Origin of the sequence: Mycolicibacterium novocastrense, assembly GCF_001570485.1 — a bacterium.
Classification (GTDB): Bacteria; Actinomycetota; Actinomycetes; order Mycobacteriales; family Mycobacteriaceae; genus Mycobacterium; species Mycobacterium novocastrense.
Genome location: NZ_BCTA01000026.1, coordinates 88,967 through 115,341, shown reverse-complemented (window position 1 = coordinate 115,341; position 26,375 = coordinate 88,967). Strand labels below are relative to the sequence as shown.

Sequence of the window (26,375 nt, the reverse complement as noted above, 5' to 3'; positions counted from 1 at the left end):
CAGATGGCCCCTTTCGGCTACCTCACAGCAGTCCCAGTCGCGCGGCTTCCGCGACGGCGGCAGTGCGTGAGGTGCGGCCCAGCTTGCGGCGGATGTTCGCGACGTGGCGGTGCACGGTGTGCGGGCTCAGGACGAGATCTTCGGCGATCTCGCGGTCGCTGAGACCGCGCGCGATGCAAGCCAGAATCTCGCGCTCGCGAGACGACAACACCTGCTCCTGGCTACTCGCGTGACGCGCTGGCGGATGCGGTGTCGTGGCCAGTGTTTCGCGGCACGCGCGAACGACGGATTCGGCATCCCCGTGCCACGGGAAGTGCGCGCTTCCTTTGAGCGGAATGAACGTGGCACCCGGAATTGCGGCGGCCACCTCGCGCCCGAGCCGGTACGGCACCGCACGGTCGTCTCGGCGATGCACCACCACCGTTGGCGCGTGGACACGCGCGAGATGGGCTCGAACATCGAGGCGATAGACGAGGGCCAACACGGCAGCGGCGGTCTCGGCCGTCGCCGCCTCGCGCTGTAGCCGGACGAAACGCTCGTGCTCGTCAGCGTCGGCCCTGCCGAGGAAGATGTCACCCAGAAGACGTGATCCCAGGCCCCAATGTGCCTGTATCGCAGCCGATATCGCCTCACCGACGCCCGGCGCCGTGAGTTGCGTTCCATCCGAATACGACCCGTACAACACCAACCGCTCGACACACTCGGGGAACGTCGCGGCAAACGCGATTGCCGTGCAACTCCCCGATGAGCCCCCGATGAGCGAAACGTGCTCGAGCCCCAGCTCGTCGATGAGTGAGCGCAGCGTCGCGACCTCGTTGTCGAGATTCAGATCGGCATCGTGCAACGTGCGGTCGGACATGCCGACTCCGAGCCGGTCGTAGCGGATCAACGTGTATCCGTCGGCGATTCCCTCCCAGAAGCGACGAAAGTCGCTGTTCTGCCAGTCGAGTTCGAGATGGCTGACCCACCACGCCGGAGCGATCAGCGGTGGGCCACTGCCGCGCACTTCGTAGGCGATGCGGCGTTCGCCCACAGGCAGAAACCGGATCTCGGACCGTGCCAGCACTCGAGCAGCGTAATCCGAATCGACTCGGGGATCGTCGGCTCGCGGCAGACTGCATCCATGAGGATCCGCGGCGCCGTTCTGGAAGAGATCGGCCGTCCGCGGCCGTACGCCGCGTCCAAACCCCTGACGGTCGGCGAACTCGACCTCGCCGCGCCCGGACCGGGCGAACTGCTGGTGCGGGTGGAGGCCGCGGGTCTGTGCCACTCCGACCTGTCGGTCGTCGACGGCAACCGCGTGCGGCCCGTGCCCATGCTCCTCGGCCACGAGGCGGCCGGCGTCGTCGAAGAGATCGGCGCGGGCGGATCCGACGTCGCAACCGGGACACGGGTGGTGATGACCTTCCTGCCCCGGTGCGGTGAATGTCGGGCCTGCGCGACGGACGGTCTGACCCCCTGCGAGCCGGGCTCGGCAGCGAACGGGGCGGGCACGCTGATGACCGGCCAACGCCGGTTGTCGCGGGACGGCGAACCGGTCCACCACCACCTCGGCGTCTCCGGTTTCGCCACCCACGCGGTCGTCGACCGGCGTTCCGTCGTGCCGGTGCCCGACGACGTTCCCGCGGTGGTGGCGTCGCTGCTGGGCTGTGCGGTGCTCACCGGCGGCGGCGCGGTGATCAACGCCGGCCGGCCACGCCCGGGCGACACCGTGGCCATCGTCGGGCTCGGCGGTGTCGGGATGGCCGCTGCGCTGACCGCACTGGCCGCCGAGGACGTCCGCGTGGTGGGCATCGACCAGCTACCCGACAAACTCGAGCGGGCCCGCCGCCTCGGGGTGCACGACGCCTACACCCCGCAAGAGGCCCGGGACAGCGGGTTCAAAGCCGCCGTCGTGATCGAGGCCGTCGGTCATCCGAGCGCCCTGGAGACCGCGGTGGAGCTCACCGCGCCGGGCGGGCGCACGGTGACGGTCGGCCTGCCCCGGCCGGATGCACGGGTGTCGTTGTCGCCGTTGGGTTTCGTCGCCGAGGGACGCTCACTGATCGGCAGCTACCTCGGTTCAGCGGTGCCCGCCCGAGAGATCCCCCACTTCGTCGAGCTGTGGCGCGCGCGACGGTTGCCGGTGGAGTCTTTGGTGTCGTCGACGATCGCACTCGACGAAATCAATTCCGGCATGGACGAATTGGCCGACGGCCGAGCCGTGCGTCAGGTCATCCGCTTCGACTGAACGTCAGAACCACCTGTCGCGCATGTCCATCGTGGTGCGGTCCAAGCTGGCGAGCAGGTCGAGTTGTGGTGCGGTCTTGGGCAGTTCGTACCGGAAGAAGTAGCGGCCGGCTTGGCGCTTGCCCTCATAGAAGTCCCCGCTGCGTCCGTGCGCGGCGATCTCCTGCTGCAGCCAGATCCAGGCGACGACGATGTGGCCGAACGCCTCGAGGTAGATCACGCTGTTGGCCATCGCGGCCTCGACGTCCCCGGAGCCGAACATCTCAGCGGTGACCGCGGTGAGGCGCTGCCATGCCGCGTCCAACAGTCCTGCGTGTTCGGCGATCCGGCCGCCCAGCGGGCCCGCCTCGGCGACGGTGCGCCCGATCGCCGCACCCAAAGCCGCCAACCCCGCACCACCGCGCGCGGGGACCTTGCGGCCCAACAGGTCCAGGCTCTGGATGCCGTGCGTCCCCTCGTGGATCGGATTGAGCCGGTTGTCGCGGTAATGCTGCTCGACGTCGTATTCGCGGGTGTAGCCATACCCGCCGTGCACCTGGATCGCCAGGCTGTTGGCCTCCAGACACCATTGCGACGGCCAGCTCTTGCCGACCGGTGTCAGCATCTCGAGAAGCAGGGTGACGCTGTCCCGCTCCTCATCGGAGGCCGAGCTGTGCTGGAGGTCGACGAGCTTGGCGCAGTACAGCAGCAGCGCAAGCCCGCCTTCGGCATAGGCCTTCTGCGCCAACAACATCCGCTTGACATCGGCGTGTTCGATGATCGGCACCTGAGGCGTCGACGGGTCCTTGCCGCTGATCGGGCGCCCCTGTGGGCGCTCGCGGGCGTACTGCACCGACTTCAGATAGCCGGTGTAACCGAGCGCCACCGCACCCATCCCCACGCCGAGGCGCGCCTCGTTCATCATCGTGAACATGTAGGCGATGCCGCGGTGCGGTTCACCGACCAGGTATCCGACCGCGCCCGGCTTCCCGCCGGGTGTGTACGCACCCTCGCCGAGGTTCAGCACCGTGTTCGTGATGCCGCGTTGGCCCATCTTGTGGTTCAACCCGGCCAGTACGACGTCGTTGCGCTCACCGACCGCACCGTCGCCGGTGGGCAGGTACTTGGGCACGATGAACAACGAGATGCCCTTGGTTCCCGGTGGTCCGCCCGGAATCTTGGCGAGCACCAGGTTGACGATGTTGTCGGTCAGTTCGTGTTCGGCGCCCGAAATCCACATCTTGGACCCGAACAGCCGGAAGGTGCCGTCCTCCTGCGGTTCGGCGCGGGTGACGATGTCGGCCAACGACGAACCCGCCTGAGTCTCCGACAACGCCATGGTGCCCGAGAAGCGGCCTGCGAGCATCGGTTTGACGAACCGCTCGACCTGCTCGCCGGTCCCGAACCGGGCCAGCAGGTTGGCGTTGGCCATCGTCAGCATGAGATAACCAGTCGTACTGAGGTTGGCCGCCGAGAACCAGGCGAAGGCGGCCTGCGCCACGGTCGCGGGAAGCTGCGCGCCGCCGAGCCGGTGCTCCATCGACATCGCGATCAGGTCGGCCTCGGCGAACGCGTCCCAGGCCTCCTTGACCTCGGGGATGACGGTGACCTTCTCACCGTCGAAGGTGGGTTCGTTGGCGTCGCTCTTCTTGTTGTGCGGAGCGAAGTACCGCGTCGCCAATTGCTCACACAGCTCCAGCACCGCGTCGAAGGTCTCGCGGGAGTGCTCGGCGAACCGCTCGCGCTCGGTCAGCTCCTCGACCCGCAACCACTCGTAGAGCAGGAAATCGAGGTCGCGACGCGACAGCAGTAGCGATTTCACGGTGCGGTGGCGGTGTCGGGTTCACCGGGCAGCGCATCGACCTCGATACCCAATGGCGACTCCGCCCGCACCGACTCGTCGCGGATCAGGCCGCGCAACAGCGCCGTGCTGAACTCGACCGCGATCTCCTGTGCGGTGCGCCTGCCGTGCGGCCGCAGCCAGCGGTAGGCACCCAACGTCATGCCGATGTAGCCGAGGGCGAGCACGTGCGAATCGCAGTCGTAGAACTCGCCGCTGGCGATGCCGCGGTCGATGACGTCGCGCACGTGTTCGTAGACCTGCGCCTCCTTCTCCCGGATATAGGCCACCTGGTCCTCGGTGAACCACTCACCGATGTAGGGGCCCTCCTGGAAGTAGACGGCCGCGCGTTCGATGTCGCTGGCGATGCCGACCAGCAGCCGGCGGGTGAAGTGATAGATCGTCTCGCGGGCCGACGCCGAGGGGTCGTCGTGCAGCGCATCGACGGTGAAGTCGGCCGCGCCCTTGTAGATGTCGTAGAGGATCAGCGACTTGCTGGCGTAGTAGTGGTAAACCGTCGCCTTGTTCAGGCCGACCGCATCGGCGACATCGTCCATCCGGGTGCCGTGGTAGCCGCGCGCGGCGAAGAGCTTGGTCGCGACGGCCAGCAATTCGTCGCGACGGGTCCTCCCGTTCGTGGTGGCGGCGTCCGAAGAGGGCATGGCGACTCACTATATGCAGGCCGGAACCTCGTCCGGGTGTCAATCAACTGGTTGGCAGTGTAGGTGTTGGGGGTGTCGCCGGCCGCAAGGCGGGTCTAGACTTCCCTCATAACCGGCCCGTACTCGAGAGGTGACCCCATGGATCCGAATCCGGACTATGACGCGAGCGACGAGCTGGAGTACGGAGCGAACTGGTTCGCCTGGATTCTTCGCGGCGTCTACCCCCCACCGGCCTACCCTCCGGTTTAAGCCGTCAACTGCCAGCGGTGCACACCCGCACCCTGGGCGTAGGACAGATGTCCGCCGAGCGCGCCGCCCACTGAGACCGCGGTCAACCCCAGCACGCTGAACGCGCGCGCCGCACCCACCTTGCCTCGCTTGTACTTCCGATAGGCCACCCAGAACGACACCGCCGCGACCGTGTTGCCCGCCGCGTGCAGGAGTCCGACCCGTCGCTGCCGCTTGCCCAGCGTCGGGAATTCCGCGAGCCCGGCCAGCACAGCGGGCGGTGTGGCGGCCAACCCGATCGCGATGAGCTGCCGCGCGGCGTCGCGGTCCTTGAACACCAGATCCAGCACCATCGACGACATCCACGCGCCGATGGGCAGGGTGATCATCAGCGGATGTGTGGGGTGGCCCAGCCACGAACCGCGCAGACCCTGTGCCAGCGCGCCGTCGCCGAGCACCCGGTCGACGGCATCGGCCATCCGGTCCGCGACCGCGTCGAGAGAGTCGGCCGATTCGGGGATCTGAAGAAGGGCGTGCATGTCCATGCCGTCCGGATTACCCGCGCGTCGCCGGCTGAACCGCTCGGCGTCAAGCGGCGCGCGACAGCGTACGCAGCGCCGTACGGATCGCGAGGTAGATCACCGAGGAGGTGACCACGAAGATCGGCCAACCCATCGCGACGCGCGCCACCGCGAGCAGTCCCTCCCGGTCGGTGTCGTAGAGGTAGAACTGCACCGCGAAGCGCGACCACGAGGCGGCGGCCATCACCGCGGTGGCGATGTCGAAGGCCAGGCGCACGCGCCGCACCCGCCGCCAGGCGCCGTCACGTCCGGTGATCCACGCCCACACCACTCCCACCAGCGGACGCCGCACCACCAGCGACATCGTGAACGCGATCGCCAGGCCCAGGTACATCCAGATGCCCGGAAGATAGAAGTCCTTGGCGCGGCCGGTCATCAATGCCAGGGCGGCACAAACCGCCACCCCGGCGAAGCCGAACAGGGCGGGCCGTATCGAACCTCGTTGCAGCAGCTGCCAAGCCGCTATGAGCGCCGCGGCGCCCACGGCGGCCCCGGTGGCCACCGGAAGGCCGAGCGTCGGCGACGACACGGCGAACACCGCGACCGGCAGCGCGGAGCAGATCAGCCCGCGGACGCCACCCGCACGGGCCAGCAAGACCTCGACCGGCGAACGTCCCTGCGTCACCCGCCCGAGCTTACGGCCGGCCGGTCGACTAGAGCGCCTTGAGTTCCTCGATCACCGAGGTGACCGACTTCTTGGCGTCCCCGAACAGCATCGAGGTCTGGTCGAGGAAGAACAGCGGGTTCTCGATGCCCGCGTAGCCCGCGTTCATCGACCGCTTGAGCACGATCACCGACCGGGACTCGTCGACGTTGAGGATCGGCATGCCGTGAATCGGACTCGAGGGGTCGTTGCGCGCGGCCGGATTGGTGACGTCGTTGGCGCCGATGACCAAAGTGACGTCGGTGCGGCCGAATTCGCCGTTGATGTCGTCCATCTCCTTCATCGAGTCGTACTCGACGTCGGCCTCCGCCAGCAGCACGTTCATGTGCCCCGGCATGCGGCCGGCGACGGGATGGATGGCGTACTTCACCTCGACGCCTTTGCTCTCCAGCAGGTCGGCCATCTCCTTGACGGTGTGCTGGGCCTGCGCGACAGCCAGCCCATAACCGGGGACGACGATCACCTGGTTGGCATACGCCATCTGAATCGCCGCGTCCGCGGCCGAGGTCGCCTTCACGGTGCCCTGGTCGCCCCCCGGACCCGCCACCGCGTCGGCGCCGCCGCCGAAGGAACCGAACACGATCGCCGGGATCGACCGGTTCATCGCCACGGCCATCAGGTTGGTCAGGATCGAACCGGATGCGCCGACGATCATGCCCGCGACGATCATCGCGGTGTTGTCCAACGCCAGACCCGCTGCGGCAGCCGACAATCCGGTCAGCGCGTTGAGCAAGGAGATGACGACCGGCATGTCCGCGCCGCCGATCGGGAACACCACGAACAGGCCCATCAGGCCGGCGAACACGAGGACAAGCGCGATCGTCCAGCCCGGGCTGCCGGTTCCCGCGTTGAGCCCGATGTAGATGGCTGCGGCGGTCGCACCGAGCAGCAGCAGCACATTGGCGGCCTGAAACAGCTTCGCCGAGGCGACAAGTCGCTTCTCGACGTTCTTCGGGATCGACTCCTGCAGTTTGAGGAAGGCCACCAGCGAACCCCAGAACGACACCGAGCCGATGATCGCGGCGAGCAGCGACCCGCCCACCAGCGCCACCGTCGGATGCTGGTCGGGCGTGAAATGCGCGAAGCCGTCGGTCTCGATGAACTCCGCCCACGCGATCAACGCAACGGTGCCGCCGCCGACGCCGTTGAACAGCGCCACCAACTGCGGCATCGCCGTCATCTTGGTCTTCTTGGCCGGCGGCACACCGAGAATCACGCCGAGCGCCAATCCGGCCACGATCAGCACCCAGTTGATCGGCGCGGTGTCGCGCACCTTGATCAGCGTGGCGATCACGGCGATGGCCATACCGGTGGCGGCGATCCAGTTGCCCCGCACCGCGGTCTTGGGCCCGGTCAGCCCGGACAGGCCGAGAATGAACAGTGAGAACGCGACGATATAGAGGACTGTGACGAGATAGTTCACTTGTCAGCCGCCGCTTCCGTCGTCTCGACTGCCTTGGGATCGGGCCTTCGCCCCTTGAACATCCCCAGCATCCGGTCGGTGACCAGGAAGCCGCCGATCACGTTGAGCGTGCCGAAGATCAACGCCACGAACGCGATGGTGCGCACACCCCAGGGCGCGTCGGCGGGCAGATCGCCCAGCACGATCAGCGCACCGAGCACCACGATGCCGTGGATGGCGTTGGTGCCCGACATCAACGGTGTGTGCAAGGTGTTGGGCACCTTGGAGATCACGGCGAACCCGACGAACCCGGCGAGCACCAGGATCGCGAGGTTGGCCAGCAGATTGTCGTACATCAGTTCTCTCCCCGGGTGACGCAGGAGGCCGCCACCACCTCGTCGTCGAAATCGGGCATCAGCTTGCCGTCGCTGATCAGCAGGTCCAGCAGCGAGGTGAGGTTCTTGGAATACAGCTCGCTGGCGTGTTCGGGCATGGTGGCGGGAAGGTTCAGCGGTGAGGCGATCGTGACGCCGTGGCGGACCACGGTCTGCCCCGGCTCGGTGAGCTCGCAGTTGCCGCCCGTCTCGCCGGCGAGGTCGACGACCACGCTGCCCGGCTTCATCCCCTCGACCGCGGCCGCGGTCACCAACCGGGGCGCCGGCCGACCGGGCACCAGCGCGGTGGTGATCACGACGTCGAAGCCGGTGATCGCCTGCTCGAGTTCCTTCTGCTGTTGCGCGCGTTCCTCTTCGGACAGCTCGCGGGCGTAGCCGCCCTCACCGGCGGCCTCGATACCCAGCTCGAGCCACTGCGCGCCGACCGAGCGGACCTGATCGGCCACCTCGGGGCGCACGTCGTAGCCGGTGGTGCGCGCGCCGAGCCGCTTGGCGGTGGCCAGCGCCTGCAGGCCGGCCACGCCGACGCCGAGCACGAGCACGGACGCCGGCTTCACGGTGCCGGCGGCGGTGGTGAGCATCGGGAAGAACCGCGTCGACTCCGAGGCTGCCAGCAGCACGGCCTTGTAGCCCGCGACGTTGGCTTGTGACGACAGCGCGTCCATCACCTGGGCGCGCGAGATGCGCGGGATCGCCTCGACGGCGAAGGCTCGCACACCCGCCGACTTCAGGGCGGCGATCTGGTTGTCGTCGTTGCGCGGAGCGAGGAAGCCGATCAACGTCTGGCCGCTCGTGAGCCGGGCGACCTCCGCGGCGGTCGGCGGCGCGACCTTGACCACGACGTCGGCGGCCCAGGCGTCACCGATCGTCGCGCCCGCGCCGGTGTAGAGGTCGTCGGGCAGAAGCGCCCGCTCGCCCGCGCCGGATTCCACGACGACGGCGACACCACTTTTCACCAGCGAGGCGACGGCCTTGGGCACCAGCGCGACACGGCGCTCGTCGGCTCCTGATTCGCGCACCACCCCGACCGTCGGGCCCGTCCCCTCGGCGACATCAGCATGCGTCTGCTCTGTCATGACGGAACACCTTAACCGCAACCGCTGGTCACATCTAAATCGGTACGGCCAGTCGCGGATTTCCACCGGCACGGCGCACCGGAAACGGCTGCCGCGCGAACTAGCATCCCGAAGGTGCCGGAAGACTCGAAGGTGCCCGAACACTCGACGGTGCCCGAAGCCTCGACCGGGCCAGCAGACCGGGCGCCGAGGTCCCCCAGTCGCAGACGCACACGGATCAACGACATCGCCACCGTGCTGATCATCCTGGTCGTCTACATCGCGTCGCTGGTCGGGTATCACTATCTCTCCGGCGAGCCCGTATCCCTGGGGCCTCCCGATCTCGGCACCAGTGACGACAACATCGTCCAGGTCACCCTGTCGGAACTGCACACGGTCGCCAACGAGATCGACGTCAAGGTCGTCGTCTTCCCGTCCGACGACCACATGAACAACGACCTCAACGTGGTCAACACCGATATCGCGGTGCGGCTGTTCATCAATGAGGTCAACATCGACATCCAGGACCTGCAGACCCCCAAGGGCCAGCTGCCCGCCGAAATCAGCGCCACGCTGTCCGCGAAGGGCGACCCGGACAAGTGGCCGTTCGACTCGTACACCGTCGGGGCTCTGGGAGCCGACGTGCTCATCGGAAGCGGTGACGACCGCACGTTCGAGCCCGCACGGGTCGTGGTGACCGGCGGGCTCGACGGGTGGGACATCACCAGCACGCGCAGCGGACCGGCCACCCAGTCCGCCCGCGACGGCGACTACGAGACGGTGACGTTGAAGCGCGCGAAGGGACCGCTCGCCTTCGATGTCGGCCTGTGCCTGGTGTTGATCACCCTGCCCGCGCTGGCCCTCTTCGTGTCGATCGAGATGCTGCGGGGGCGGCGTAACTTCCTGCCGCCGTTCGGCACCTGGTACGCCGCGTCGCTGTTCGCGATCATCCCGATCCGCAACTTCATGCCCGGCGCTCCTCCGCCGGGCGCGTGGATCGATCAGGTCCTGGTGTTGTGGGTGCTGCTGGCGCTGACCGGCGCGATGGTGCTGTACTTCGCCGCCTGGTGGAGACGCAGCGACTGACGTCGCGTCTGCCACGTGACGGGGCCCGCCTATCGTTGTGTCGATTCCGCACAACCAGGAGGCCATCGGATGGCTGTCGACCGGCTGCTGCCCACCCCGGACGCCGAAGATCTCATCGCGCTGACCCGCGACATCGCCGACAAGGTGCTCGACCCGATCGTTGACGATCACGAGAAGGCCGAGCGCTATCCCGAAGGCGTGATGGCGCAGCTGGGTGCGGCCGGGCTGCTGAGCCTGCCCCAGCCCGAGGAGTGGGGTGGTGGGGGCCAGCCCTACGAGGTCTACCTCCAGGTGCTCGAGGAGTTGGCGGCGCGGTGGGCGGCCGTCGCGGTGGCGGTCAGCGTGCACAGCTTGTCGTCGCATCCCCTGTTGATGTTCGGCTCCGACGAGCAGCGGCGTCGCTGGCTGCCCGGCATGCTGTCGGGTGAGCAGATCGGCGCCTACAGCCTGTCGGAGCCGCAGGCCGGTTCGGACGCGGCGGCGCTGCGCTGCGCGGCCACCAAAACGGCCGACGGGTACGTCCTCAACGGCTCCAAGTCGTGGATCACCCACGGCGGGCGTGCCGACTTCTACACGTTGTTCGCGCGAACGGGCGAGGGGTCACGGGGCATTTCGTGCTTCCTGGTCCCCGGTGACCTGCCCGGGCTGAGCTTCGGCCAGCCCGAGGAGAAGATGGGCCTGCACGCGATCCCGACCACGTCGGCGTTCTACTCCGACGCCCCCATCGACTCCGAACGGCTGATCGGGGCCGAGGGCCAAGGCCTGCAGATCGCGTTCTCCGCACTGGATTCCGGGCGGTTGGGCATCGCCGCGGTCGCCACCGGGCTGGCCCAGGCCGCGCTCGACGAGGCCGTCGCCTACGCCAACGAGCGAACGACCTTCGGGCGCAAGATCATCGACCATCAGGGCCTCGGGTTCCTGTTGGCCGACATGGCCGCCGCGGTCGCCAGCGCGCGGGCGACCTACGTCGACGCCGCGCGGCGGCGCGATCAGGAGCGGCCGTACTCGCAGCAGGCCAGCGTCGCCAAGCTGATCGCCACCGACGCCGCGATGAAGGTGACCACCGACGCGGTGCAGGTCTTCGGCGGTGCCGGCTACACCCGCGACTACCGCGTCGAGCGCTACATGCGCGAAGCCAAGATCACCCAGATCTTCGAGGGCACCAACCAGATTCAGCGCCTGGTCATCGCCCGCGGGCTCACCGCTTAGTCGGCGCGTGGTTCGGGCGGTGAGGTGACCGTGACCTGCGTGCCGTAACCCTCCGCCGAATTCACCTGCAGCGACCCGCCCATCGCGTCGAACCGGGCCAGCAGTGAGCCCAGGCCGATATGACCGTCGGCGACGTACTGCTCGACGATCGCCGGGGCGAAGCCCTTGCCGTCGTCGGAGACCGTCAGCACGACCCGGTCCCCTCGGCGCGCCAAACCGACCCGCACGGTTGTCGCGTCCGCGTGCTTGTGGATGTTGGCGAGCAGTTCCCGGGCCGCCCGGTAGAGCAACTGCTGCGATTCGGGTTTGCCGACGTCGTCGAGATCCACCTCGATCTCATAGTGACCGCGGGATTCGAACTGCCGCAACAGCTCTCGTACCGCCGGGGTGAGACCCAGTTGGGCCAGCACCTGAGGGTGCAGCTGGGTCACCGTCGAGCGCAGCGCCGCGGCGGTCTGCTGTAACGCGTCGCGGACCGCCTCCAGCGCGGGATCGCCGTTGTTCTCCTGAAGTTCGTCGAGGTCGAGACGCGCCGCGAGCAGCGTCTGCAGCGGACCGTCGTGCAGATTCTCGGCGACCTCCCGGTTGTGGCGCTCGTCGGCCTGCATCGCCTCGGAAACCAGTTGCCGCCGTACCGCCTGCAGCTTCGCCACCCGGGCCTGGCGACGGACCAGCACCACGCACAGTGCGGTCATCGCCAGCGACCCCCACAGCAGGAAGCCGAAATGGGTGTAGACGACGTTCGGCAACCCGACCGTGTCGTCGCGTTTCGAGTACACCACCCACGCACCGAGATAGGCCGTCGCCGTGCCGATTCCGAGCAGCGCGGTCAACAGCGGCCGGTCCTGGAACGCCACCGCGATGGGCAGGAGGAAGAAGACCGGAAGCAGAGCGGCGGTGGCGCCACCCGACACCAGACACAGCACCAGGATCATCAGGACGTCGACGCCGGTGGAGGCCCAGCCGCCCCACCAGGGCACCGGGCCGCGCAGGACCGCGACAAGCCAGAGCACCGCCGCGACCGCCCATACCCCGAGCACCGCCGCGTACAGGCCCGGCAGCCAGTGGTCGACCTCCCAGATCGCCACCAGCACACCGATCAGCGCGAGCAGCGGCAGCCTCAGCACCGCCGAAACGCGCACGGGTTCCTCGGCGAAGAAGCTCGCGATCCGGTCCAACACGACGGCGTCAGTCCAGCAGCTTGCGGCGCATCGCCTCGGCGACGGCTGCGCCGCGGTCGTTGACCCCGAGCTTCTCGTAGAGCCGCTGCACGTGGGTCTTCACCGTCGACGGCGCGAGGAACAACTGCTTGGCCATCGCCGGGATGCTGGTACCGGACGCGATCAGCCTGAGCACCTCGCGTTCCCTCGGGCTCAGCGTCGGCCCGCTGGGTTCGGAGCGCTTGCGAATCTCACCGGCCAGGCCGGCGGCCAGACTGGGTGCGACGACATCTCGGCCCTTGGCGCAGTCGAGCACCGCAGTGACGAGTTCCGATCGAGTGGACTCCTTGGGCAGGAATCCCGCCGCGCCGTTCTGCAGCGCCTGGTAGACGATCGCGGACTCGTCGTGCGCCGAGATGAGCAACACCCGGGTGGGCAGTTCGTCCCGAATGACCGCGGCCGCCACCTCCGACCCGTCCATGCCCGGCATGCGATAGTCCAGCAGCGCCACCTGGGGGGTATGCGAGCGGATCGCTTCGAGCGCGGCGACGCCGTCGTCTGCCTCGGCCACCACCTCGATCTGTCCGCTGGAGACCAGCGCGCGGACCACGCCGTCGCGAAACATCGGGTGGTCGTCGCCCACCACCACCCGGACCTTCTCACCGGCCGTGCCGCTCACCACGGGTGTCAGCTTGGCACAGCGGGCCGACCGCCTCCTCCATTTGGAGGACATGAGATTCATCCCGTCCGAGGGCCGGTCGCCCCACATACAGCGAGCTGGTGTTGCAGCACTCTTGAGTCATCGCCGGAACATCCCGGTGGTCAAGAACACAGAACCAGGAATCAAAGGAGATTCGAAATGACCACCAACACCAATCGCCGCCTCGCCCGTTTCGTCGCGCTGCCGGTCCTCGCAGCCGGGATCCTCGGCGGGGCACTCGGTTTCGCCGGAGCCGCCAGCGCAGGGACCTACACCCCCGACAACACCCCGCGACCGGGCATCGTCGCGACGCCCAACGTCCACGCTCCGTCGGTTCAGTCGGGGACCCACGGCCACCGCATCGACCACATCCACGTCGAGGAGCCGGGCTACTACCGCTGAGTCCAGACACAAGAGCGGGGGCACCGATTCGGTGCCCCCGCTTCATGTATGCGATCAGACCGAGGTCAGCACCTCGGCGGTCTGCAACGCCTGGCCGACGCCGGAGACGATCGAGGCCAACCGGATCGCCTCGAAGATCACCGTGCGCGACACGTCGGCATCGCGCAGGGTCTTCTCGTGCGCGGCGACACAGTGGCCGCATCCGTTGATCGCCGACACCGCCAGCGACCACAGCTCGAAATCCTCCTTGGCGACACCGGGGTTGCCGATGATGTTCATCCGCAACCCGGCACGCAGGTCGTCATAGGCGCCGTCGAGCTGGCCCTTCGTGCGGTAGAAGAAGTTGTTCATCCCCATGATCGCGGCCGCGCCGAGAGCGGCGTTGTAGGCCTCCTGGCTGAGGATGTCCAGGGCGTCCTCGGCGATCTCGCGCAGGAGTCGCTCGTTCTTGGTCGCCGCGGCGGTCGCCACCAGGGCGCCCCACAGCTGCTCCTCGGACAGCTCGGTGCTCTTGACGATGCTGCCGAAGTTCAGCTTCAGATCCTTGGCGTACTCCGGCAGCGCTTCCTTGATGTTGTCGATGCTCATGGTCACACCGCCTCTGCCAGCAGCTCGGCCGGCTTGATCGTGGGATCGCCCTTCTTCCAGTTGCAGGCGCACAGCTCGTCGGACTGCAGCGCGTCGAGCACCCGCAGCACCTCGTCGACGTTGCGGCCCACGGACCCGGCGGTCACCGACACGAACTGGATCTCGTTGTTCGGGTCGATGATGAACGTCGCCCGGTCGGCCACGCCGTCGGCGTTGAGCACACCGGTCGCCAGCGAGAGCTCACGCTTGAGGTCCGAAGCCATCGGGGACGGCAGCTTCTTGAGGTCCTCGTGCTGGGCGCGCCACTGGAAGTGGACGAACTCGTTGTCGACCGACACGCCGATGACCTTCGCGTCGCGGTCCTCGAAGTCGTCGTTGAGCTTGCCGAACGTGGCGATCTCCGTCGGGCACACGAAGGTGAAGTCCTTCGGCCAGAAGAAGACGATCCGCCACTTGCCCTCGTGGTCCTCGCTGGTCACGCGGGTGAAATTGTCGTCGGGCTGCTTGGCATCGACCTCAGAGAGGTCACCGCCGACCACCGCCGCCATGTCGTACCGGGGGAACTGGTCACCGATTGTCAACAATGCCATCGCGAGCACCATCCTTATCGCTTAGTTTGGATTCAGTCCAGATTACCTACTCGGTACTCGACCTTTCTCGATGCGAAGGCAAGCTAAACGAACGTGATTGTGGCCACACCGCCACCCTGAAATAGGTTCGCTGTCAGCGTATTTCGGGGCCCGGTGGGACGCAGTCATCGAAGAGCGCGCGCACCGTCGCGACTACGACGTTGCTACGGTCGATGGATGTCGAACATCTCCGAGAACGACCGCATCGAGGACGTCACGCCCGGCGACATCGTCCTCGTCGACCGGGGCGCCGAATCCGTCCCCTGCAAGGTGGTGCACAAGGACGTCAACGACGGCACTGCCGTCATCACCTACGAGCTCGACGACGGTACGACGTTTCAGCTCGAGTACGCCGCGGGCGCCCGGGTGACCCGCAGCCTGGAGGCCAAGTGGGAGTCCGGGCAAAGCCCGACGCAGCACAAACCCGTCTGAGGAGGTGACATATCGTGGCGGGCATGGACTTCGCGATGTCGGCCAAGGCCTCCGACTACCACCAGCGCCTGGGCGATTTCATGACGGAATTCGTCTTCCCCGCCGAAGCCGAGTACCACCGCTACCGCGAAGAGGCGGGTCCGAAGGACCACACCGTCCCGCCGATCGTCGAGGAGCTCAAGAAGCTCGCCAAGGAACGCGGGCTGTGGAACCTGTTTTTGCCCGCCGAGTCCGGTCTGACCAACCTCGAGTACGCGCAACTGGCCGAGCTGACCGGCTGGAGCATGGAGATCGCGCCCGAGGTCACCAACTGCGCGGCCCCCGACACCGGCAACATGGAGACGCTGCACCTGTTCGCCAATGAGCAGCAGCGCAAGCAGTGGCTCGAACCGCTGCTGGCCGGCGAGATCCGCAGCGCGTTCGCGATGACCGAACCCGCGGTCGCCTCCAGCGATGCCCGCAACATCGAGACGACGATGCTGCGCGACGGGGACGACTACGTCATCAACGGTCGCAAGTGGTGGATCACCGGCGCGGCCGATCCGCGCTGCAAGATCATGATCGTGATGGGCCGGACCAATCCGGATGCGGCCAGCCACCAGCAGCAGTCGATGATCCTGGTGCCCACCGACACCCCGGGCGTCGACATCCAGCGTTCGCTGCCGGTGTTCGGCTGGCAGGATCAGCACGGGCATTGCGAGATCGTCTTCGACAACGCGCGGGTGCCCGCCGAGAACCTGCTCCACGAAGAGGGCAGCGGGTTCGCGATCGCCCAGGCCCGCCTGGGCCCCGGCCGGATCCACCACTGCATGCGCGCGATCGGCGCCGCCGAGCGGGCGCTGGCGCTGATGATCGACCGGGTGCAGAAGCGGGTGGCGTTCGGCAAGCCGCTGTCCGAGCAGGGTGTGGTGCGCGAGTCGATTGCCAAGTCGCGCAACCAGATCGACCAGGCCCGCCTGTTGTGCCACAAGGCGGCGTGGACCATCGATCAGCAGGGCAACAAGAGCAAGGACGCGCAGGTCCTGGTCGCGCAGATCAAGGCGGTGGCCCCGCAGATGGCGTGCGACGTCATCGACCGCGCCATTCAGGTGCACGGAGGCATGGGAATCTGTGACGATGTGCCGTTGGCGCGGCTCTACGCCTGGCACCGCGCGATGCGGCTGTTCGACGGGCCCGACGAGGTGCACATGCGGACCATCGCCCGCGCCGAACTGGGCAGGGAGAAAAGCGCTTTCGCGACGGCGGCGACTGGCGGCCCCGCGGCGACGGGCGGGGCTCGGTAGGTGGCGGGCAACCCCGACGCCCTGTCAGGGGCGTGGAACTTCCGCGACATCGCCGAGGAGACCGGCATCAGACCCGGGCAGTTCTTCCGGTCGAGCGAGCTGAGCGGTCTGGACGAGACCGGCCGGGAGCTGTTGCGCCGCTTGAACATCACCGATGTCGCCGATCTGCGCTCGGATCGTGAGGTCGAGCGGCGCGGGCCCGGACGGGTGCCCGATGGCGTCGCGATACACCGGCTGCCGTTTCACGAGCTGGCCAAGCCCGGCGCCGAGGCCCCACATGAGCAGAGCTTCCAGCGCATGATGACCGAGAAACCCGATGACGAGGACGTGGCGGTGGCCGCGGGGCGGTTCATGACCGAGGAGTACCAGAAGTTCCCCACGCTGCCCGGTGCGCACCTGGCCGTGCGCCAGGTGATTTCGATGCTCGCCGGGCAACGCCCGGTCATCGCGCACTGCTTCGCGGGTAAGGACCGCACGGGCTTCACGGTCGCGACGGTGCTCGAGGCGGTCGGTGTGGAGCGCGACGCCATCGTGGCCGACTTCCTTCGCAGCAACGAGGCGGTGTCGCAGCTGCGCGAGAGCATCCTCGAGTCCATCCGCAACCGGTCCGAGGACGCCACCGACGAGATCGTCACCTTCGCCGAGGCGCGACTCACAGAAGAGGTCCTCGGTGTGCGCGAGGACTACCTCGAGACCGCGCGACGTTCGATCGTCGAGAACTACGGCTCGGTGCGGGGCTACCTCGAAGCCGCCGGCGTCACCGACGACGAGGTCGTGCGCCTGCGCGCCGTCCTGCTCGGCTGAAACGCCGTCACTTCCCGCCTTTTTCGGCCTCGTACTTCTGATTCATGTGCTCGATCGCGGACAGCTGCGTCTGGGCCAGCTCCTGGCGCACATCGCGGGCGCGCTCCGCGGCGTCGAGCGTCGGCTGGGCCTGACCCTGGAAGTGCGGTATGACCTCGGCGGCGAACAGCTCCGCCGAGCGCTTGGTGGCGGCCGGGTTGGCCCATTCATGCCCCATCTGCAGCATGCACCCGAAGCCGCCGGACTGGTCCCACAGCCGCTGCACCTGGGCGCGGGCTTGTTCCGGCGTTCCGATGACGCCGGCGCCTGCGCCGTTGATGATGTCGACGACCTCGTCGATGTTCTCGCCGGGCACCTCCATCTGCGGGAACGCCGCGACCTTCTGGAAGTATCGGTACCAGTGCTCGATGCCGAAGCGGACGTCGGCGCGTGCCTGCTCCTCGGTTTCGGCGATGTGCATGGGGCACACCAGCGACCAGTTGCGGCGATCGACCGTGGTGCCGAACGCGGCCGCGCGTTCCTCGGCGATGCCCCAGTGGTGCGCGAGCGCGTCGAATCCCTCGACGACCAGCGTCGCCCCGATCGACAGCAGCCCGATCCCGTGCTTGCCGGCCAGCCGCGCACCGGTCGGCGAGGCCACCGCCGCGACGGCCAGTGGGATGCCGTCCTCCGCATAAGGCGCCAGTTGCAGCCTGGCGTCGTGGAGTTCGTGGGTGGCGGTCTTGGCCGAGACCGTTTCGCCCTTGAGCAACCGCACCACGATGTCGAGGTTGGTCTCCAGGAGTTCGCGGGTGTCGGTGGGCGTCAGGCCGATCATCGCCGAGTCGGTGGGCAGCGAACCGGGCCCCATGCCGCCGATGATGCGGCCGTGGGTGAGGTGGTCGAGCAGCATCAGCCGGTCGGCCGCCCACAGCGGATTGTGATACGCCAGCGAGATGACCCCGGTGCCGAACCGGATCCGCTTGGCACGCTGCGCGGCCGCCGCAATGAACACTTCGGGCGAACTGATGATCTCGCTTCCCGCCGAATGGTGTTCGCCGATCCACGCCTCGTCGAAGCCCAGCGCGTCGAGGTGCTCGATGAGCTCGAGGTCGCGCTGCAACGCGAGCGTCGGGTTGGTGCCGGCGCGGTGGAACGGTGCGATGAAGTATCCGAAACGCAGCTTGGCCATGCCTGCAAGCTACTGCGTCAGGTACACCCCGATGACCCAAACGACGGTGGCGAGCAGCGCTCCGGCCATTTCGACGCCGACCGACAGGGCGACGCCCTTGAGCGCGTGCTTCGTCGACGTCCACGCCGCGCGCCGGTCGTGGCGGTTGGTGAGTTCGGCGAGATAGACACCCAGTACGAAACCGATCGCCAGCCCCAGAACGGGAATCACGAAGAAACCGATCACGCCGAGCACCCCGCCCGCCAACAGGCTCGGGGTGCGCACATCGGCCTCGCGCATCCGCCGCACCGGCCACGTGTACTTGATCAGCGCCGCTGCGCCGAGCAGCACCGTCGCCACGGCCAGCGTCACCCACGCGGTGGGCTCGCTCTCGACGACGGCCCACACCGCGATCGCCCCGAACACCAGCAGCGTGCCGGGAAGCAGCGGCACCACGATGCCGACGATGCCGACCGCGATGGCCAACGCGACAAGCACGATCCCACCGGCGCTCATGCGTCGAATTTACGGGTGCTGGGCCCGCACCCACTGCATGTTGCCGATGGTCTTGGTGCGCACGCGCTCGAATCCGCGTTGTTCGAACAGGTCGCCCAGTTCGTCCTCGGCGAAGAAGCGCGCCCCGCCCCGCGACAACCATCGCAACGGCGGGGGCACGCTGCCGACGGTCGGCACCATGATGGCGATCCGTCCGCCGGGCCGCAGCACCCGGTGCATCTCGGCCACCGCCGAGGCGGGCTCGGGGATCAGCTGCACCACCGCCAGCGATGTCACCGCGTCGACGGTCGCGTCCCGGAACGGCAACCGCTGGGCGTCCGCGCGCAGGAATCCGACGTTGGGCCCGGCCTGTGCGCTGACGGCCCGCGCCAGCATCGGTCTGGAAATGTCGATGCCCAGCGCCAGCCCGTCGGATCCGGCCGCGCGGGCCAGCGAGGCGGTCACGTTGCCCGGCCCGCTTCCGATGTCGAGCGCGACACCGCCCTTCGGGATGTCGAGCCACTCGATCGGCAACTGCCATGCGCCCACGAATCTGCGGGCGAAGCCCTGCGCGTAGTCGTAGAACATCGACCCCGGACCAGAGGCCCACACGGCCTGGATCAGACCCTTGTTCTCGGGCGGAGCCTGGTTCGGCGATGCCGCGTCGTCGAGCAGGTCAAGGTAGCCGTCGCGCAGATCGAGGCGCGTCGGCGGTTCGGCGAACAGCTCGACCGCCCGGCGCAGCGCCGGCGGCAGCGAGGATGCATCGGTCACGCTTCCACGCTACCCCCGCGACTTGTGAGTGATTCCGTTCGCTGTGCGAGCGTTTTCACTCACAAATCCCCACTGCGCTACGCCCCGAGCTGGTCGGCCAGATCGACGAAATCTGCTGCCATGACGTCGAATTCACCGTCTTCGATCTTCGACGGGCGGCGTCGGCCGGCTCCGTATTCCAGCGGCCGATCCACGTAGGCCGTCATCAGGCCCGCGCGCTTGGCCCCGCGCAGATCGCTGGCGTGCGCGGCCACCAGCATCAGCTCGCCGGGCGCGACGTCGAGCAGCTCGGCGCATCCGAGGTACGCCTCGGGATCGGGTTTGTAATGGCGGAACAGCTCGGCGGAGATCACGCAGTCCCACGGCAGTCCCGCCCGCTTGGCCATGTTCGTCAGCAGCGAGACGTTGCCGTTGGACAGCGTCGTGATGAGGTAGCGGGCCTTCAATCGGGTGAGACCCTCGACAGCGTCGGGCCACGGGTCCAGGCGGTGCCAGGCCCGGTTGAGATGGTCGACGGCGGCATCGTCGACGCCCTCGATGCCCGCCGCCTCCAGCAGCTCGACGAGGATCATGCGGTGCAGGCCGTCGATGTTGGTCCACGGCAGCTCGCCGCGGCGCACCCGATCCATGGCGGGCGGATAGCCGGCCCGCCAATCGTCGGCGATCCCGGCCCAGTCCCGGTGCACGCCAAGGTCGCTGCCGAACTCCTCGAGCTCGCGGATGATGCTCGACCGCCAGTCGACCACCGTGCCGAACGTGTCGAACGCCAACGCGCGCGGCGCCACTACGGCTCCAGCACGACCTTGCCCAGCACCCCGCCGTCGGCGAGTGCCTGCAACGCGTCGGTGCCCTTCGACAGCGGATAGCGCATGGGCGGCGGCGGGCGAAGACCGGCCTCGACGAGTTGTGCCACGCCGAACTCGAACACCGACTGCGAACCGGGCTTGCGGTTCACGTACTCGCCGTAGCCCACACCGATCACCGCGACGTTGCGCAGCAACAACCGGTTCACCTTCACCGTCGGAATACCGCCCGCGGCAAAGCCGATCACCAGCAGCCGACCCTCCACGGCGAGCGCGCGGATCGCATCGTCGAACGCGTCACCGCCGATCGGGTCGACCACCAGATCGACGCCGCGGCCGTCGGTCGCCTCCTTGACCGCCTTCAACCACCCGTCGGTCAACGGCAGCACGACGTCGGCGCCGAGCGACTCGACGAACTCCATGGCATGCGGCCGGTGCACCAACGCGATAACCCTGGCGCCCAACGCCTTCGCGATGGATGCTCGCCACCCCGATGCCGCCCGCCGATCCGAGCACCAGCACCGTCTCACCTGGCCGCAGCGCACCGCGCTTGGCCAGCGCGAAGTACATCGTCTGGTAGTTACCCAGCAGCGCAACGGCTTGCGCGTCGTCGAGGCCGTCCGGGGTGGGCGTCAGGTTGTCGGGCGAGACCGCCACCTGCTCGGCCCATCCGCCGAGCATGGACAGCGCCGTCACCCGTTGCCCGGGCTGGTATTCCGACTCGTACGGCGCCGAGCGCACCACCCCGGCGACCTCCATGCCGGGGACGAACGGTGGCTCGAGCCGCAGCTGGTATTCGCCGCGCAGCAGCAACAGGTCGGGGAAGCTGACCCCGGCCGCACCGACGTCGACGACAACAACATCCTCGCCGCCGACATCATCGACGTCGGTGTAGACCAGTCCGGCGGGGCCGGTGAGTTCCTGCGCGACAAGCGCTTTCATCGAACTCAGCCGAGGCTGAACGTCGCCCGCTGCGCCGCCGACAGATCGGTGATCTCGCCCCACTTCGCGGCGATGTCGTCGACAGAGGGAACCTCGGAGAAGGTGATGCCCTCGTTCTGGAACAGCGCGGTGCGCTGGACCTTGCCGCCGCCGACGATGAACACCGAGGCGGTGTCGGGCAGTTCCTCGGTCATCAGGTAGGCCACCACCGGCGCAACATATTCCGGCGTCAGTTTCTCGAACACCTCCGGCGGCAGGATGTCCTGCGTCATCCGGGTGGCCGCGATCGGGGCGACCGCGTTGGCCTTGATGTTGTACTTCGCGCCCTCCTGGGCCAGCGTGTTGATCAGGCCGACGAGGCCGAGCTTGGCGGCGCCGTAGTTGGCCTGGCCGAAGTTGCCGAACAGGCCGCTGGTCGAGGTGGCCACGACGATGCGCCCGAAGCTGTTCTCCCGGAAATGCGGCCAGGCCGCGCGGATCACGTTGTAGCCGCCGTAGAGGTGCACCTTGAGCACCGCGTCCCAGTTCTCGAACGTCATCTTGTGGAACGTGCCGTCGCGCAGGATGCCCGCATTGGAGACCACGCCGTCGATCTTGCCGAACTCGTCGAGAGCGGTCTTGATGATGTTCTCGGCACCCTCGGACTCGGCGACCGAGTCGTAATTGGCCACCGCCCGGCCACCGGCGTCCTTGATCTCCGCGACGACCTGGTCGGCCATGTTGTGGCCGGCGCCGGTGCCGTCACGAGCACCGCCGAGGTCGTTGACGACGACGCTGGCGCCTTCCTTGGCGAGCGTCAACGCGTATTCGCGCCCGAGCCCACCTCCGGCCCCGGTGACGACGATGACGCGATCCTGCACTCCTGGCATGGGGTTCCTTTCTGAACATTCTGCGGTTTCGGATCAGATGCGCCGGGCGCCACCGGAACCGCTAGAACAGGCGTTTGGCGAGCTTCAGCGCCTTCTCTGTATACGGGGGATAGATGAACGCACCGACATCGGGTCGGGTCGGCTTGGTCATCACGGTCTTCTTGTGACTGAACTGCTCGAAGCCGTACTTGCCGTGGTAGGCGCCCATACCCGAGGGGCCGACGCCGCCGAAGGGCAGCTTGTTGGTGGCGAAGTGGAACAGCAGGTGGTTGACCACCATCCCGCCCGCGGGCACCTCCTTGATCACCCGTTCCCTGATGCTCTTGGTCTTGGTGAACAGGTAGGCCGCCAGCGGCTTGGGCCGGGAATTGACGAAACTGATTGCGTCGTCGAGTGATTGGACCGTCACCACCGGCAGGATCGGGCCGAAGATCTCGTCGGTCATCAACGGTTCCGCCGGGTCGGGATCGACGACGACGGTCGGCTGGATGCTGATCTTCGATGCGTCCGAACCGCCACCGACGACCACCTCACCCTTGGTCGCGGCCAACGCTTCGGTCAGCCGCCCGAAGTGCCGTTCGTTGACAATGCGCTTGCCGTCGGGGTTTTCCGACTCGAACGTCGTCACCGCCTCTTTGATCTTGTCGACCAGCTTGTCGCGGATCTTCGCGTCGGCCAGCACGTAATCGGGCGCGATGCAGATCTGCCCGGAGTTGATCAGCTTGGTCCACGCGATGCGCTTGGCCGCGACGTCGATGTCGGCATCGGCGGAGACGATCACCGGGCTCTTGCCGCCGAGTTCGAGCGTGACCGGCGTCAGATGCGGTGCGGCGCCCTCGTAGACCTTGCGGCCGATCTCGGTGCCGCCGGTGAAGCAGATGTGGTCGAACCCCTGCGCGATGAGCTCCTGGCTGACCGAGCCGTCGCCCTCGACCACCGCGACCGCGTCGGAATCGAGGTAGCGCGGCACCAGTTCGGCCATCAGCGCCGACGATGCCGGACAGACCTCCGAGGGCTTGAGGACCACGGTGTTGCCCGCCGCGATCGCCCCGATCGCCGGGCCGAGCGTCAACACGAACGGGAAGTTCCACGCGCCGATGACCAGCACCGTGCCGAACGGCTCGTACTCGACCCAGCCGCGGCCGGGCAGCTGCGACATCTCCAGCAGCCGGTAGCGGCGCTTGGTCCACTTCTTGACGTTCTTCGCGGCGTCCTTGGCCTCACCCGCGGTGCTCGCGATGTCGGCCAGCCACGCCTCGAAGCGGTTGCGCCCCAGATCCTGTTCGAGCGCGGCGGCGATGGCCTCCTCGTTCTCGACGGCGAGGCGTTCGATCGCCTTGAGCTGGCGTATGCGCCACTCGATATCCCGCGTGCGGCCGGTTTTGAAGGTGTCGCGCAGGCGGCGCACGATGCTGGGGATGTCTTCGGTGGCTTGTGCCGACGTGGCGATATCGGTGGTCATGGGGAGTCCTTCCTGACCCGAGGAATGCCCCGATCCTAACCAACCGGTTGGGCCGCCCAGAAGGCCTCTCTCACTCCTTGTACGTGGACCCCGCGCAATCGGGCGAGCGACCGTGTTCGTCCCTCGACACGCCGCGAATCAGCGTACAAACGCGGTCGCTCGCGCGAGCTTCGGTGCCCGACGCGCGGTAGATCAGACCTTGTACGCGATGACGAACTCGGAGAACCCGTCGTCGTTCGTGTATTCCTCGGGAAGCACCCAGCGGTCCAACCGGCGCATCTCCTGTTGCGAGGTCACCGCGGTCGAGCGCCAGCCGTGCGCGTCGAGCCATTCGGAGACGTCCGCGCGGTCGGGATCGTTGTACATCAGCTCCGCGACGTCGACGGATTCCTCCATGCCGAGCTGCGCCCGGACCCGCTCGAAACGTTCCCGCATCTGCTCGCGCCGCTCCTCGGCCTGCACTCCGACCGTCTCCACCGAGACGCGGCTACCGGTCGCGCTGAGCGCGGTGATCTGCTCGAAGAGCCGATCCTGCGCGTCGGCGGGCAGGTACATCAGCAGGCCCTCGGCCAGCCACGCGGTCGGGGCGTCGGGGTCGAGGCCCGCCTCCTGCAGCGCGGCCGGCCAGTCCTGGCGCAGGTCGACGGCGACCGCGACGCGCTTGGCGGTCGGCAACGCGCCCTGCTCGGCCAACCGGGCGGCCTTGTACTCGAGCACCTTGGGCTGGTCGATCTCGTACACCGTCGTACCCGCGGGCCACTGCAGGCGGTACGCGCGGGAGTCGAGCCCCGACGCCAGGATGACGACCTGCCGGATACCCGCCTCGACCGCATCGGTGAAGTACTCGTCGAAGAAGTGCGTCCGCACCGCCTGGTAGTTGCCCATGTGCTCGAAGATCGCCGCGACGTCTTCATCCGCCTCGGCGACCTTCACGCGGGTCTGCGGGTCGAGCATGACGTCCCAGACACCGCCACCGGCACCCGCGACCAGCACTTTGGCGAACGGATCACGGATCAGCGCGTCGTCTCGGTCGGTCTCGGCGGCCCGCGCGGATGCCACCATGACCGCGGTGGTGCCCACGCTGGTGGCGATGTCCCAGGTGTCGTCTTCAGTGCGCAGCGAACTCATCGGACGCCAGGATACCGAAGAACTTAGGCAGGCTATCGAGCAGTGGGGCAGGTCACCCCGCCGTCAGGTCTGCAGACGCCACAGGTTGTTGGACATCAGCAGCTCGAACTGGCGGACCACCGCTTTGAGCTCGTCGTGGCTGCCGACGAATCCGGCGTAGAAACCCATGCCCCACATGACCGCGACCAGCATCTCGACGAGCGAGTCGACCTCGGTGTCGGTGGTGAGCTCGCCGCGCGCGATCGCGTCGTTGACCGCCCAGGCCACGAACTCGCGCGAGTGCTTGAGCGAATCGTGCTCCTCGTCGCTGAGCTCCGGATGGCGCTGCGCCTCCAGCACCGACGTCACCAAAAATGCTGCGGCCGAACGATCTTCGGAGTCAGCCTGCATCGCTGCGGTGAAGTAGGCCGACAATCTGGCGAGCAGACTGGTTTCGTCTTGTGCGCGCGCTTTCCCCGCGCTGACTATCGCGGCGTTGGTCTGCTGCACGACTTCGCGCCATAGAACCTGCTTGTTGGCGAAATAGTGGTTGATCGCGGGGCGGGTCAGATCCGCGCGAATCGCGATCGCCTGGAAGGTGGCGGCGTCGTATCCGAGTTCGCTGAAAACCTCGCGCGCGGCTCCTATGATGCGCTCACGCGTCTCGGCAGCCTTCGCTGCGGGAGGACGACCCGGACCTCTACTCGCCGTATGCGGCACGGTCAAATTGTGCCACACGTCACGTGGTCCTTCAGTCGTCAGCTTCCCCGGGGTTCCGACCTGCCTTTTATCAGCAAATTGCGGTTTTCGCCGCCGAGAAATTCGACGTAGAGAATCGGCCCACCTTAGAACTAATGTCCAGGTAATGGGGAGCGTCGTATCGCGGGACGGTTACTTCGACGTGGGTATCGAGATCCTGTCCGATCTGGGATACGGCGGTCTGAAGCTCGCGGAGGTCTGTCAACGCCTCGGCGTGACGACCGGGTCGTTCTACCACTACTTCCCGAACTGGCCCGCCTACACCAGGGAGCTGCTCGCGCACTGGACGCAGGAGCGCACCGTGCGGGTGATCGAAGCGGTGCGCGCCGAGCCCGACCCGCGGCGGCGCATCGACGCCCTGTTCGAATCCGCCCTCGACGTGCCGCACAGCGCGGAATCCGCCATCCGGGTGTGGAGTGCGCTGGACCCGCACGTGCACGAGGTGCAGGTCGCGGTCGATCAGCAGCGCTTCGACATCTTGTACGAATCGGCGTTCGAAATCCTGCAGCACAAGAGGCAGGCGCAGCTGTTCGCCGAATGCGCGAGCTACGTCTTCGTCGGTTATGAGCAGACGACGTTGCCGCGCGACCCCGAGGGGTTGCGGTGGATCTCCGGGGAATTGCGCGAGGCGCTCGACGACGGTCGGTTCGCGTCGGTCCCCGACGTCGATTAGCGCGGGCAGCGGG

The 26,375-nt window shown here is 67.6% G+C and carries 28 protein-coding genes and 2 pseudogenes; 9 read left to right on the top strand and 21 right to left on the bottom strand.

Annotated features, from left to right (window positions below):
• Nucleotides 1-22: 22 nt before the first annotated feature.
• A complete protein-coding gene (locus tag RMCN_RS08930; protein ID WP_067388480.1) occupies nucleotides 23-1,066 on the bottom strand; it encodes an alpha/beta fold hydrolase in 1,044 nt (347 codons plus the stop codon).
• Nucleotides 1,067-1,123: 57 nt separating this feature from the next.
• On the opposite strand from RMCN_RS08930, the gene RMCN_RS08925 reads away from it, so the two are divergent.
• The gene (locus tag RMCN_RS08925; RefSeq protein WP_067388478.1) at nucleotides 1,124-2,230 is read left to right on the top strand and encodes an alcohol dehydrogenase catalytic domain-containing protein; all 1,107 of its coding nucleotides are present in this window, start codon (nucleotides 1,124-1,126) and stop codon (nucleotides 2,228-2,230) included.
• Nucleotides 2,231-2,233: 3 nt separating this feature from the next.
• Here RMCN_RS08925 and RMCN_RS08920 read toward each other — a convergent pair whose 3' ends face one another.
• Nucleotides 2,234-4,030, bottom strand: coding sequence for an acyl-CoA dehydrogenase (locus RMCN_RS08920; RefSeq protein WP_067388476.1), 1,797 nt, complete (start codon nucleotides 4,028-4,030; stop codon nucleotides 2,234-2,236).
• Nucleotides 4,027-4,710: a TetR/AcrR family transcriptional regulator gene (locus tag RMCN_RS08915; RefSeq protein ID WP_064413034.1), complete on the bottom strand. Its 684-nt coding sequence runs from the start codon at nucleotides 4,708-4,710 to the stop codon at nucleotides 4,027-4,029. The genes RMCN_RS08920 and RMCN_RS08915 overlap by 4 nt, the downstream gene beginning before the upstream one ends.
• Nucleotides 4,711-4,845: 135 nt before the next feature.
• On the opposite strand from RMCN_RS08915, the pseudogene RMCN_RS31240 reads away from it, so the two are divergent.
• Nucleotides 4,846-4,959 (top strand): annotated as a pseudogene (locus RMCN_RS31240) (CAP domain-containing protein); the annotation flags it as partial.
• Here RMCN_RS31240 and RMCN_RS08910 read toward each other — a convergent pair.
• From RMCN_RS08910 to RMCN_RS08890, 5 genes are read right to left on the bottom strand one after another with little or no spacing between them, the layout of a single operon-like run.
• Nucleotides 4,956-5,483 (bottom strand): DUF2231 domain-containing protein, encoded by a 528-nt coding sequence (locus tag RMCN_RS08910; protein WP_067388475.1) that lies wholly within the window; start codon nucleotides 5,481-5,483, stop codon nucleotides 4,956-4,958. The pseudogene RMCN_RS31240 and the gene RMCN_RS08910 sit on opposite strands and share 4 nt — an antisense overlap.
• A 43-nt stretch (nucleotides 5,484-5,526) precedes the next feature.
• A complete protein-coding gene (locus RMCN_RS08905) occupies nucleotides 5,527-6,144 on the bottom strand; it encodes a DUF3159 domain-containing protein (RefSeq protein ID WP_067388473.1) in 618 nt (205 codons plus the stop codon).
• Nucleotides 6,145-6,172: 28 nt separating this feature from the next.
• Nucleotides 6,173-7,606 carry an NAD(P)(+) transhydrogenase (Re/Si-specific) subunit beta gene (locus tag RMCN_RS08900; protein ID WP_064413031.1) on the bottom strand — a complete coding sequence of 478 codons (1,434 nt, stop codon included), beginning with the start codon at nucleotides 7,604-7,606 and terminating at the stop codon, nucleotides 6,173-6,175.
• Nucleotides 7,603-7,941 carry an NAD(P) transhydrogenase subunit alpha part 2 gene (locus RMCN_RS08895; protein ID WP_064348579.1) on the bottom strand — a complete coding sequence of 113 codons (339 nt, stop codon included), beginning with the start codon at nucleotides 7,939-7,941 and terminating at the stop codon, nucleotides 7,603-7,605. The genes RMCN_RS08900 and RMCN_RS08895 overlap by 4 nt, the downstream gene beginning before the upstream one ends.
• On the bottom strand, nucleotides 7,941-9,056 hold the full coding sequence (locus RMCN_RS08890) for a Re/Si-specific NAD(P)(+) transhydrogenase subunit alpha (RefSeq protein ID WP_067388471.1): 1,116 nt from the start codon (nucleotides 9,054-9,056) through the stop codon (nucleotides 7,941-7,943). Before RMCN_RS08890 ends, RMCN_RS08895 begins: the two co-directional genes overlap by 1 nt.
• A 114-nt stretch (nucleotides 9,057-9,170) precedes the next feature.
• Between RMCN_RS08890 and RMCN_RS08885 the strand changes: the two genes are divergently transcribed.
• Nucleotides 9,171-10,121 (top strand): DUF4436 domain-containing protein, encoded by a 951-nt coding sequence (locus RMCN_RS08885; RefSeq protein WP_234787619.1) that lies wholly within the window; start codon nucleotides 9,171-9,173, stop codon nucleotides 10,119-10,121.
• A 69-nt stretch (nucleotides 10,122-10,190) separates the two neighbouring features.
• Nucleotides 10,191-11,330, top strand: coding sequence for an acyl-CoA dehydrogenase family protein (locus RMCN_RS08880; protein WP_067388469.1), 1,140 nt, complete (start codon nucleotides 10,191-10,193; stop codon nucleotides 11,328-11,330).
• Here RMCN_RS08880 and RMCN_RS08875 read toward each other — a convergent pair.
• Both RMCN_RS08875 and RMCN_RS08870 read right to left on the bottom strand, forming a co-directional pair.
• Nucleotides 11,327-12,511, bottom strand: a complete 1,185-nt coding sequence (locus RMCN_RS08875) for a sensor histidine kinase (protein ID WP_067388467.1) — start codon at nucleotides 12,509-12,511, stop codon at nucleotides 11,327-11,329. The genes RMCN_RS08880 and RMCN_RS08875 overlap by 4 nt on opposite strands.
• 7 nt (nucleotides 12,512-12,518) lie before the next feature.
• Nucleotides 12,519-13,169, bottom strand: a complete 651-nt coding sequence (locus RMCN_RS08870; protein ID WP_110765802.1) for a response regulator — start codon at nucleotides 13,167-13,169, stop codon at nucleotides 12,519-12,521.
• A gap of 180 nt (nucleotides 13,170-13,349) precedes the next feature.
• Between RMCN_RS08870 and RMCN_RS08865 the strand changes: the two genes are divergently transcribed.
• Nucleotides 13,350-13,592, top strand: a complete 243-nt coding sequence (locus tag RMCN_RS08865; RefSeq protein ID WP_067388465.1) for a hypothetical protein — start codon at nucleotides 13,350-13,352, stop codon at nucleotides 13,590-13,592.
• Nucleotides 13,593-13,646: 54 nt separating this feature from the next.
• Here RMCN_RS08865 and ahpD read toward each other — a convergent pair whose 3' ends face one another.
• Together ahpD and RMCN_RS08855 are read right to left on the bottom strand one after the other, a co-directional pair.
• Nucleotides 13,647-14,180, bottom strand: a complete 534-nt coding sequence (ahpD, locus tag RMCN_RS08860; protein WP_067388463.1) for an alkyl hydroperoxide reductase AhpD — start codon at nucleotides 14,178-14,180, stop codon at nucleotides 13,647-13,649.
• Between the two features lie 2 nt (nucleotides 14,181-14,182).
• A complete protein-coding gene (locus tag RMCN_RS08855) occupies nucleotides 14,183-14,770 on the bottom strand; it encodes a peroxiredoxin (protein WP_067388777.1) in 588 nt (195 codons plus the stop codon).
• A gap of 216 nt (nucleotides 14,771-14,986) precedes the next feature.
• Between RMCN_RS08855 and RMCN_RS08850 the strand changes: the two genes are divergently transcribed.
• Genes RMCN_RS08850 through RMCN_RS08840 form a run of 3 tightly spaced genes read left to right on the top strand, consistent with a single transcriptional unit; the run spans nucleotide 14,987 to nucleotide 17,328 of the window.
• Nucleotides 14,987-15,241, top strand: coding sequence for a hypothetical protein (locus RMCN_RS08850; protein ID WP_064413025.1), 255 nt, complete (start codon nucleotides 14,987-14,989; stop codon nucleotides 15,239-15,241).
• A 23-nt stretch (nucleotides 15,242-15,264) separates the two neighbouring features.
• Nucleotides 15,265-16,524 (top strand): acyl-CoA dehydrogenase family protein, encoded by a 1,260-nt coding sequence (locus RMCN_RS08845; protein ID WP_067388461.1) that lies wholly within the window; start codon nucleotides 15,265-15,267, stop codon nucleotides 16,522-16,524.
• Nucleotides 16,525-17,328, top strand: a complete 804-nt coding sequence (locus tag RMCN_RS08840; RefSeq protein ID WP_067388459.1) for a tyrosine-protein phosphatase — start codon at nucleotides 16,525-16,527, stop codon at nucleotides 17,326-17,328.
• A 7-nt stretch (nucleotides 17,329-17,335) separates the two neighbouring features.
• On the opposite strand, the gene RMCN_RS08835 is transcribed toward RMCN_RS08840, so the two are convergent.
• From RMCN_RS08835 to RMCN_RS08795, 9 genes and pseudogenes are all read right to left on the bottom strand, one after another.
• The gene (locus tag RMCN_RS08835) at nucleotides 17,336-18,499 is read right to left on the bottom strand and encodes an LLM class flavin-dependent oxidoreductase (RefSeq protein ID WP_067388457.1); all 1,164 of its coding nucleotides are present in this window, start codon (nucleotides 18,497-18,499) and stop codon (nucleotides 17,336-17,338) included.
• A 9-nt stretch (nucleotides 18,500-18,508) separates the two neighbouring features.
• Nucleotides 18,509-18,994 (bottom strand): DUF456 domain-containing protein, encoded by a 486-nt coding sequence (locus RMCN_RS08830; protein WP_064413021.1) that lies wholly within the window; start codon nucleotides 18,992-18,994, stop codon nucleotides 18,509-18,511.
• A 9-nt stretch (nucleotides 18,995-19,003) separates the two neighbouring features.
• The gene (locus tag RMCN_RS08825) at nucleotides 19,004-19,747 is read right to left on the bottom strand and encodes a methyltransferase domain-containing protein (RefSeq protein WP_067388455.1); all 744 of its coding nucleotides are present in this window, start codon (nucleotides 19,745-19,747) and stop codon (nucleotides 19,004-19,006) included.
• 77 nt (nucleotides 19,748-19,824) lie between these two features.
• Entirely contained in the window at nucleotides 19,825-20,532 is a 708-nt protein-coding gene (locus RMCN_RS08820) for a haloacid dehalogenase type II (RefSeq protein WP_067388454.1), read from the bottom strand.
• A pseudogene (locus tag RMCN_RS08815) lies at nucleotides 20,532-21,492 on the bottom strand (NADPH:quinone oxidoreductase family protein). The gene RMCN_RS08820 and the pseudogene RMCN_RS08815 overlap by 1 nt, the downstream one beginning before the upstream one ends.
• A 5-nt stretch (nucleotides 21,493-21,497) precedes the next feature.
• Nucleotides 21,498-22,361, bottom strand: a complete 864-nt coding sequence (locus tag RMCN_RS08810; RefSeq protein ID WP_064413017.1) for an SDR family oxidoreductase — start codon at nucleotides 22,359-22,361, stop codon at nucleotides 21,498-21,500.
• 61 nt (nucleotides 22,362-22,422) lie between these two features.
• Nucleotides 22,423-23,823, bottom strand: coding sequence for an aldehyde dehydrogenase family protein (locus RMCN_RS08805; RefSeq protein WP_067388452.1), 1,401 nt, complete (start codon nucleotides 23,821-23,823; stop codon nucleotides 22,423-22,425).
• Between the two features lie 192 nt (nucleotides 23,824-24,015).
• Complete coding sequence (locus RMCN_RS08800) at nucleotides 24,016-24,951, bottom strand: class I SAM-dependent methyltransferase (protein WP_067388451.1); 936 nt, start codon at nucleotides 24,949-24,951, stop codon at nucleotides 24,016-24,018.
• A 63-nt stretch (nucleotides 24,952-25,014) separates the two neighbouring features.
• Nucleotides 25,015-25,650 (bottom strand): TetR/AcrR family transcriptional regulator, encoded by a 636-nt coding sequence (locus tag RMCN_RS08795; RefSeq protein WP_064413115.1) that lies wholly within the window; start codon nucleotides 25,648-25,650, stop codon nucleotides 25,015-25,017.
• Nucleotides 25,651-25,795: 145 nt separating this feature from the next.
• On the opposite strand from RMCN_RS08795, the gene RMCN_RS08790 reads away from it, so the two are divergent.
• On the top strand, nucleotides 25,796-26,362 hold the full coding sequence (locus tag RMCN_RS08790; RefSeq protein ID WP_067388449.1) for a TetR/AcrR family transcriptional regulator: 567 nt from the start codon (nucleotides 25,796-25,798) through the stop codon (nucleotides 26,360-26,362).
• Nucleotides 26,363-26,375: the final 13 nt, after the last annotated feature.